This window comes from Dysgonomonas hofstadii, from assembly GCF_014196915.1.
GTDB lineage: Bacteria > Bacteroidota > Bacteroidia > Bacteroidales > Dysgonomonadaceae > Dysgonomonas > Dysgonomonas hofstadii.
Genome location: NZ_JACIEP010000031.1, coordinates 1 through 7,381, shown reverse-complemented (window position 1 = coordinate 7,381; position 7,381 = coordinate 1). Strand labels below are relative to the sequence as shown.

7 protein-coding genes are annotated in these 7,381 nt (G+C 37.5%); 4 read left to right on the top strand and 3 right to left on the bottom strand.

Annotation, left to right across the window (positions count from 1 at the left end; translation table 11 throughout):
* Nucleotides 1–160 precede the first annotated feature (160 nt).
* The 4 genes from GGR21_RS20605 (at nucleotide 161) to dnaA (ending at nucleotide 5,061) form a co-directional block, all read left to right on the top strand.
* Nucleotides 161–1,168, top strand: a complete 1,008-nt coding sequence (locus GGR21_RS20605) for a 2-hydroxyacid dehydrogenase (RefSeq protein WP_183309125.1) — start codon at nucleotides 161–163, stop codon at nucleotides 1,166–1,168.
* A gap of 14 nt (nucleotides 1,169–1,182) precedes the next feature.
* Nucleotides 1,183–2,388, top strand: a complete 1,206-nt coding sequence (locus GGR21_RS20600) for an N-acetylmuramoyl-L-alanine amidase (RefSeq protein WP_183309124.1) — start codon at nucleotides 1,183–1,185, stop codon at nucleotides 2,386–2,388.
* A gap of 54 nt (nucleotides 2,389–2,442) precedes the next feature.
* The gene (locus GGR21_RS20595; RefSeq protein WP_183309123.1) at nucleotides 2,443–3,333 is read left to right on the top strand and encodes an MlaD family protein; all 891 of its coding nucleotides are present in this window, start codon (nucleotides 2,443–2,445) and stop codon (nucleotides 3,331–3,333) included.
* A gap of 327 nt (nucleotides 3,334–3,660) precedes the next feature.
* A complete protein-coding gene (dnaA, locus tag GGR21_RS20590) occupies nucleotides 3,661–5,061 on the top strand; it encodes a chromosomal replication initiator protein DnaA (RefSeq protein WP_183309122.1) in 1,401 nt (466 codons plus the stop codon).
* Between the two features lie 63 nt (nucleotides 5,062–5,124).
* Here dnaA and GGR21_RS20585 read toward each other — a convergent pair whose 3' ends face one another.
* The 3 genes from GGR21_RS20585 to GGR21_RS20575 form a co-directional block, all read right to left on the bottom strand.
* Nucleotides 5,125–5,448 (bottom strand): RNA recognition motif domain-containing protein, encoded by a 324-nt coding sequence (locus tag GGR21_RS20585; RefSeq protein ID WP_183309121.1) that lies wholly within the window; start codon nucleotides 5,446–5,448, stop codon nucleotides 5,125–5,127.
* 259 nt (nucleotides 5,449–5,707) lie between these two features.
* On the bottom strand, nucleotides 5,708–6,652 hold the full coding sequence (ribF, locus tag GGR21_RS20580; RefSeq protein ID WP_183309120.1) for a riboflavin biosynthesis protein RibF: 945 nt from the start codon (nucleotides 6,650–6,652) through the stop codon (nucleotides 5,708–5,710).
* A 17-nt stretch (nucleotides 6,653–6,669) separates the two neighbouring features.
* The gene (locus tag GGR21_RS20575) at nucleotides 6,670–7,302 is read right to left on the bottom strand and encodes an HAD family hydrolase (RefSeq protein ID WP_183309119.1); all 633 of its coding nucleotides are present in this window, start codon (nucleotides 7,300–7,302) and stop codon (nucleotides 6,670–6,672) included.
* Between the last annotated feature and the right edge of the window lie 79 nt (nucleotides 7,303–7,381).

Here is a 7,381-nt window from a genome sequence, read left to right as displayed (position 1 = left end):
TCAGGAATGTCAGATTTTACAAATTTCGATTTGTAAATCTATCTTAATAAGATAGCTCTGTTTAGAAAACTAACGATCATCCTTTTGAGTATAAACGTTATTTTGATTACTTTTGTAATTTTAGGTATTAAAGGTTAATTAGGTATCACAATAAAAGATTATGGCGTATAAAATAGCAGTATTTGACGCAAAACCATACGATATAGCGACATTTGACAAAACGAATGAAAAATATGGTTTTGAACTGACATATCATAAAGAACATCTTGACAAGAACAATGTAGTTCTGGCAAATGGTTCTGATGCGGTATGCATTTTCGTGAATGCGAAAGTAGATTCCACTGTTGTAGAAAAACTGCATTCATACGGAGTTAAGCTTATTGCCTTGCGCTGTGCAGGATTCAACAATGTAGACATTGCCGCAGCAGCGGCCAAAGATATAAAAGTTGTAAGGGTTCCCGATTATTCGCCGCATGCAATAGCCGAACACACGCTGGCGCTAATGTTGTGCCTCAACAGGAAAGTACACCGGGCATTCCTTCGGACACGCGACGGAAACTTTTCATTGATCGGATTTCAGGGATTCGATATGTACCAGAAAACAATCGGTGTGATAGGTACCGGGAAAATAGGAAAAGTAGCCACAGGCCTTTTCCAAGGCTTAGGGATGAACGTGCTTGCCTATGACTTATACCCCGATACCAAATGGGCTGAAGCAACAGGTGTAAAATATGTTTCACTGGATGAACTATACGCCAATGCAGACATCATAACATTGCATTGCCCGTTAACAAAAGAAACCGAATACCTGATAAGAGATGAGTCCATTGCAAAAATGAAACATGGCGTGATGATCGTAAACACAGGTAGAGGAAAACTGATACATACAAAACATCTGATCGATGGACTGGTCAGCGGAAAGGTTGGTTATGCCGGTCTCGATGTTTACGAAGAAGAAGGAAATTACTTTTATGAAGATCATTCAGACACAGTAATGACCGATGAAGTATTGGCACGCCTCCTATCTTTCAACAATGTGATAGTAACCTCGCATCAGGCTTTCTTTACCAAAGAAGCGATGTCGAATATAGCCCATACAACAATGGGAAATATACAGGATTTCTTTGATGGAAAGGAACTGAAAAACGAAGTAGTTTATAAAGCTTAACAGTACCTGATAAAATGAAAAGGACGGCTAGTCTTTTAATATGTTTTCTTATGTTTTTCGGAAGTACATTCGGGTACAATTCCGATAAGTTCGTCGTTGTCATCGACCCCGGGCACGGAGGCAAAGATGGTGGCGCTGTAAGAGGCATATATAAGGAAAAAGACATAAACCTTGCCGTAGCATTGATATTAGGAGATCTTATAGAAGAAAACCTCAAGGATGTAAAAGTCGTATATACCCGGAAGAAAGATGTATTTATAGACCTTGACAAACGGGCACAGATAGCCAATAAAGCCAAGGCTAATCTATTTATATCCATACATACAAATTCTACCGCTGCCAAATCGACTACTGCCTCGGGAGCCGACACTTATATACTGGGGTTGACACGAAGTGCAGAAAACCTAGAAGTGGCCAAGCGGGAAAACTCTGTGATTTTGCTTGAAGATGATTATTCGACAAAGTATGAAGGATTCGATCCCAACTCTACTGAATCGTATATCATTTTTGAATTTATGACTAATAAATATATGGAGCAAAGCCTGAAGTTTGCGACCCATATACAAAAAGATTTCAAGAACGTAGCAAAACGCACCGACAGAGGCGTGCGGCAGGCAGGATTTCTGGTTCTTCGAAAAAGCAGTATGCCCAGCGTCCTCATAGAGCTAGGATTTATCAATAACCAGGCCGAAGCGAAATATTTGAGTTCCAGGCTAGGACAACGGTCTATGGCGACAGCTATCTATACCGGTTTCAAAAGATATAAAGCCGATTTTGATAAAAAGCAAGGAAAGTTCAGTAGCAGTGCTGCCCCCGGCAACAAGGAAGAATTTATTATGGAAGAGGAAACTGCAATTGAAACAATTGTAGAAAAAGAAGTAAAAGAAACTGCTTCCACAGTTCCTTCTCCATCAAAAATAACTGAAAAAGAAAAAAACGGCATAAAGACCGGAACAGAGAATAAGACGAAAGAAAAAACGAATTCGAACAGAATAGAATACAGAGTGCAATTCCTGGTATCTAATAAAGAAGTAGCCAAAGGTTCATCTTTACTTAAAGGACTATCGCCTGTAAGTTATTATAAAGAAAACGGTATTTATAAATATACATACGGATCATCTTATGATGAGAATGAAATCATTAGAATACAACGTCAGGTGAGAACAAAATTTAAAGATGCATTTGTCGTTAAATTCAAAAACGGAGAGAGGATAAAATAAGAACTACACATATCGTTATATAATATTTAGAAAAACAATACGAACAAAATAATTATGGATAAAGTTTCAAAAGAAGTAAAAATCGGAATCGCCTTTGTTATAGCTATATTTTTGTTATACTATGGCATCAGTTTTCTTAAGGGAATCAATTTATTTAAGCCATCCAATACTTATATGGTCGTCTTCGATGACATTTCAGGCTTATCACAATCCTCACCGGTAACATTAAATGGTTTTCAGGTAGGTTTAGTTTCATCTATGGAATTAAACACCAATAGCTCTGATAATAAAGTAATCGTTTTCCTCGACATGGATAAAGGAGTAAAAATCCCTAAGGGCAGCAAAATGACATTAGATGTTTCTATGTTAGGATCTGCGACAATCATTATGGATACTAATCCTTACACAAAAGAATATTACTCGGACACAGATACAATTGTGGGAATCAAGAAAAAAGGGATGCTCGACGCTGCAGATACTATGTTGCCTCAGATTCAGGAGCTAATGCCTAAAATCGACTCTATACTGACAGGATTACAAACGCTGGTAAACAGTCCGGCCCTTACACAATCACTGGCTGATGTGAACCAGATCACAGGAAACCTGGCCCAGTCTACAAAGCAATTGAATGTAATGATGTCTGCTCTGAATAAAGATGTACCTGCGATCACAGGCAACCTAAATACTATGTCGACCAACCTAAACGGAGTATCCTCCCAGCTTGGGCAGATGGATATATCATCGACATTCCAGTCGATTGACGCTACAGTGAAAAACCTTGAAAACTTATCGAACAGAATTAACTCGAAAGAAGGTTCGCTAGGGTTATTACTAAACGATCGTCAGCTGTACGATAGTATAAACAACACTATAGGTAATGCGTCATTGTTACTCGAAGATATAAGAAAAAATCCGTCTCGTTACATTAACGTAAAAGTATTCTAAAAAGCTTCTTATTTAGAATCAATATAAATAAGAAGAAATAGCAATATTTTTCTAAAAGGGTAACATTAATGCTGTTTAGAAGATGTTACAAAATTATTATCAGGATGCTATGCGACCTGCCATATTCATAGAAGACTGGTTATAAACATTTTAAATAGCATAACAGATATTAAATCTGATATCCGATCTAAGTCTCTGAATTTAAACGAGATATTTTCAAACTTAGAAATCCAAATTTGGAGGCACTTTTTTTTATTGATTTTAATTCTGAAATTTACATTATTAAACGTCTGGGAAATTGGTGCATTTTATATACTAAACTAGTAAATGGAATTATCTTCTACTCATAAATTATGGTCTAATTGTTTAAGGGTCATTCAGGACAATATTCCTGAGGCAGCCTTTAAAACCTGGTTTCTACCTATTGTTCCACTTTCCTATGAAAATAAGGTGTTTACAATACAGGTACCTAGCCAGTTCTTTTACGAGTATCTGGAAGATAAATTCGTGGACCTGCTTAAAACGACCTTACATCGTGAAATAGGCAAGGACACTATACTCCAGTATAGAATCCTGATGGAGAATACAACAAATACAGTTGTAGACTATAGGGGAGACGTAAAATCAATTGTCACAGAAAAGAACGTAGCGAAAAACGGAAAAATTCCAAATCCATTCCAAAAAGTTGTAGCCGATGATTTCAATTCGCAACTGAATCCTAAATATACATTCGACAACTTCTTTGAAGGAGAAAGCAATAAACTCACCCGTACAGCGGGAGATGCGATTACTAAGAATCCTGGGAAAACAGCATTCAATCCGTTGTTTGTTCATGGAACATCTGGTGTAGGCAAAACTCATCTCTGTCACGCTATTGGTAATCGTATAAAAGAATTTTATCCTGAAAAACGGGTATTATATGTATCTGCTCACTTATTTAAAATACAATACGCTGATGCAGGCCGTTATAATACAACCAATGACTTTATAAATTTTTATCAGGGTATTGATGTTCTTATCATTGACGATATTCATGAATTGGCAGGTATAGAGAAAACTCAGAATACGCTTTTCCATATATTCAATCATCTTCATCAGAATAACAAGCAACTTATCCTGACGTGTGATAAAGCCCCTTCAGAGTTACAAGGTGTTGAAGAACGGTTGTTAACCCGCTTTAGATGGGGATTAACCACAAAGATCGAACATCCCGACAAATCCTTAAGATTGAAGATACTTCAGAACAAGATCTTACATGATGGGCTTTCAATCCCAGAAGATGTTGTCGATTATATTGCTGAAAATGTAACAGATAACGCTCGTGATCTTGAAGGGATTATCGTCTCCATCATGGCTCATTCCCTTGTATATAATAAGGAGATTGATTTACCTTTGGCGAGGAGAGTCATTGGCCAGGCTATCAGGAAGATCGAAGCAAAGAAGATAACTATAAACGTTATAGAATCAATTGTCTGCGATTTCTATAATATCAAAACCGAACTAATCCACACAGCTTCCCGTAAGCGGCAGATCGTTCAGGCCAGGCAGATTACAATGTATCTATCTAAGCATTACACAGAAATGTCTTTGGCTCAGATCGGTTCACTAATTGGCAAGAAGAACCATGCAACGGTATTGCATGCCTGTAGAACGGTGAAAGAGCAAATGGAAGTAGACAAGATCTTCAGAGAAGAGATAGAAGAGATAGAAAAGAAATTGAAACAATAATATAACGTCCAAAAAGAAAGAGCCTTACAGTTGTAAGGCTCTTTTCATTATGTCGTCTGATGATTAATAATCGCGTCTTCTAAAACCGCCATTGCCACCGCCTCTGTTGTTATCAAAATTTCTGCGAGGACGGTCTCCTCCTTCAGTACGAGGACGAGCTTCTGATACAGAGATAGTTCTGCCATCATATTCAGCACCATTTAATTCCTCGATAGCTTTTTGTCCTGCTTCGTTATCTGCCAGCTCAACAAAACCGTAACCTTTTGAACGGCCTGTAGCTCTGTCCATAATAACTTTAGCCGATGAGATTTCTCCATATTCACTGAATAGGTCTCTCAAATCATTGTCGTTGATACTGTAACTCAACCCTGCAATAAAAATGTTCATTGTAAAATAAAAATAAAATTGTAAAAAATAATACTATTGCAAAAGACGTAAATAAGTTAGAAAAGCTGAAAGATACTAGACAAGAAAGGTTACCTGAAAAAGGGAAATGACTTGAAAAGGAAATTTGAACTAAAACGTTAAGAACTCTTATGCATCAGCAAATGTAGGAATAAAATTCAGTTATTTAATATTTTAACCCATTATTTTTTAGTTACGCATTGCTTTTTTATCACATTATTTTCAAATATTTCGCTAAATATTATCCCGGATTGAACATTTTATACCGATCAATCACCTTTATCACATCATCCTTATCTTTTTGTATCTGTGCTTTTAATGTTTCCACATCCGGAAACTTTTCATCGGCACGAACAAAATCCAAAAACTCGGCTGTAAGAGACTTATTATAAAGATCACCATTAAACCCAAAGAGATTAACCTCTACACTTATATTATTTCCATTATGCAATGTCGGACGCCTGCCTATGTAAAGCATACCATCGTATCTTTGACCATCTACATGTACATACACCGCATATACGCCAAAAGCAGGAATGACCTTATATGTCTCCCAAACCTGTATATTAGCAGTAGGAAAACCGATAGTGCGGCCTACCTTAAAACCTTCCACAATCTTTCCCGAAATAGTATAATTATACGATAGCAGCTCTGAGGCTTTTCTAACTTGTCCTTCTCCAAGCAATCGCCTGATACGGGATGAACTTACATGTTCGCCACCCGGTAACTCAGCTGCACGAATAACTTCCATACCGATTTCCTGCCCATAACGCTTATAGTCTTCAAAACCATCTTCACGGTTATGTCCGAAACGATGGTCGTAACCTATAATAAGCGTATCAACAGACAATTTATTTTTCAAAATATCGGACATAAACTCCCTGGCCGACAAACCGGATATTTCCACAGTAAAGTCAAGGCATACACAATAATCTACTCCTGTAGATGCCAGACGTTCCACTTTTTCGTCGAGACCGCATAATAATGCAGGCTGATAATCTTTTTGCAAAACCTTACGGGGATGCACAGGAAATGTAATTACCGCTGAAGGCAGTCCCTTCTGGGCGGCGACTTTCTTTACCTGATCGATAAGAAAGCGATGCCCGGTGTGTACTCCGTCAAAAAAACCGATTGTAGCCACTAATGGCTGATGAGTGATATTACTGTTTTTATCTATGACTAACATACTGTAAGAGAAAGCGATTAATCAAGCAACCCTCTATCGACAAATACTTTACGAAGATCCTCGTCCTGATCTGTCAGATAAGTCTGAAACCCAAGTTTTTCTGCCATTTCTATATTTGCCTTTCCATCGTCAAAAAACAATGTCTCGGACGGAATCATACCTGAATCCTCAATAATAAAATCAAAAATTTCCCTGTCAGGTTTTGTATAACCTATTTCATAAGAGAGATAGCATTTATCGAAAAAGGCCATAATTGGCAACCCTTCCGGAGAAAAATCACTGGTCGTAGCCCATCCCATAACCGAAGGGTTTGTATTGCTCAATAAATATACTTTATATTTTTTACGAAGTTCTTTCAACAGCTCATACTTATAATCGGGAATGCCTACAAGAAACCCCAGCCAGCCCGAATCAATATCTTCTTTCGAAATATTCTCATTTCCGGCCAGACGGCGAAATTCTTTACAAAAATTCTCCGGATCGATCTTCCCTTCTTCATATTCGAGGAAAATACCCTGTTGACGGAATTCATTCAAATAATCCTCTATATTTGGAAATCCTATGTCGGTAAAGCGGTCTAAAGCCTGCTGCTTATTCAAACTTACTATTACACCGCCAAAGTCGAAAAGGATATTTTTCACCGTACTCATAATTATTTATTATTTAATTTATAATCAATTCATTAAATATAAAACCTGACAATTAGCAATCGCCGAAGCGAAGGCGAGG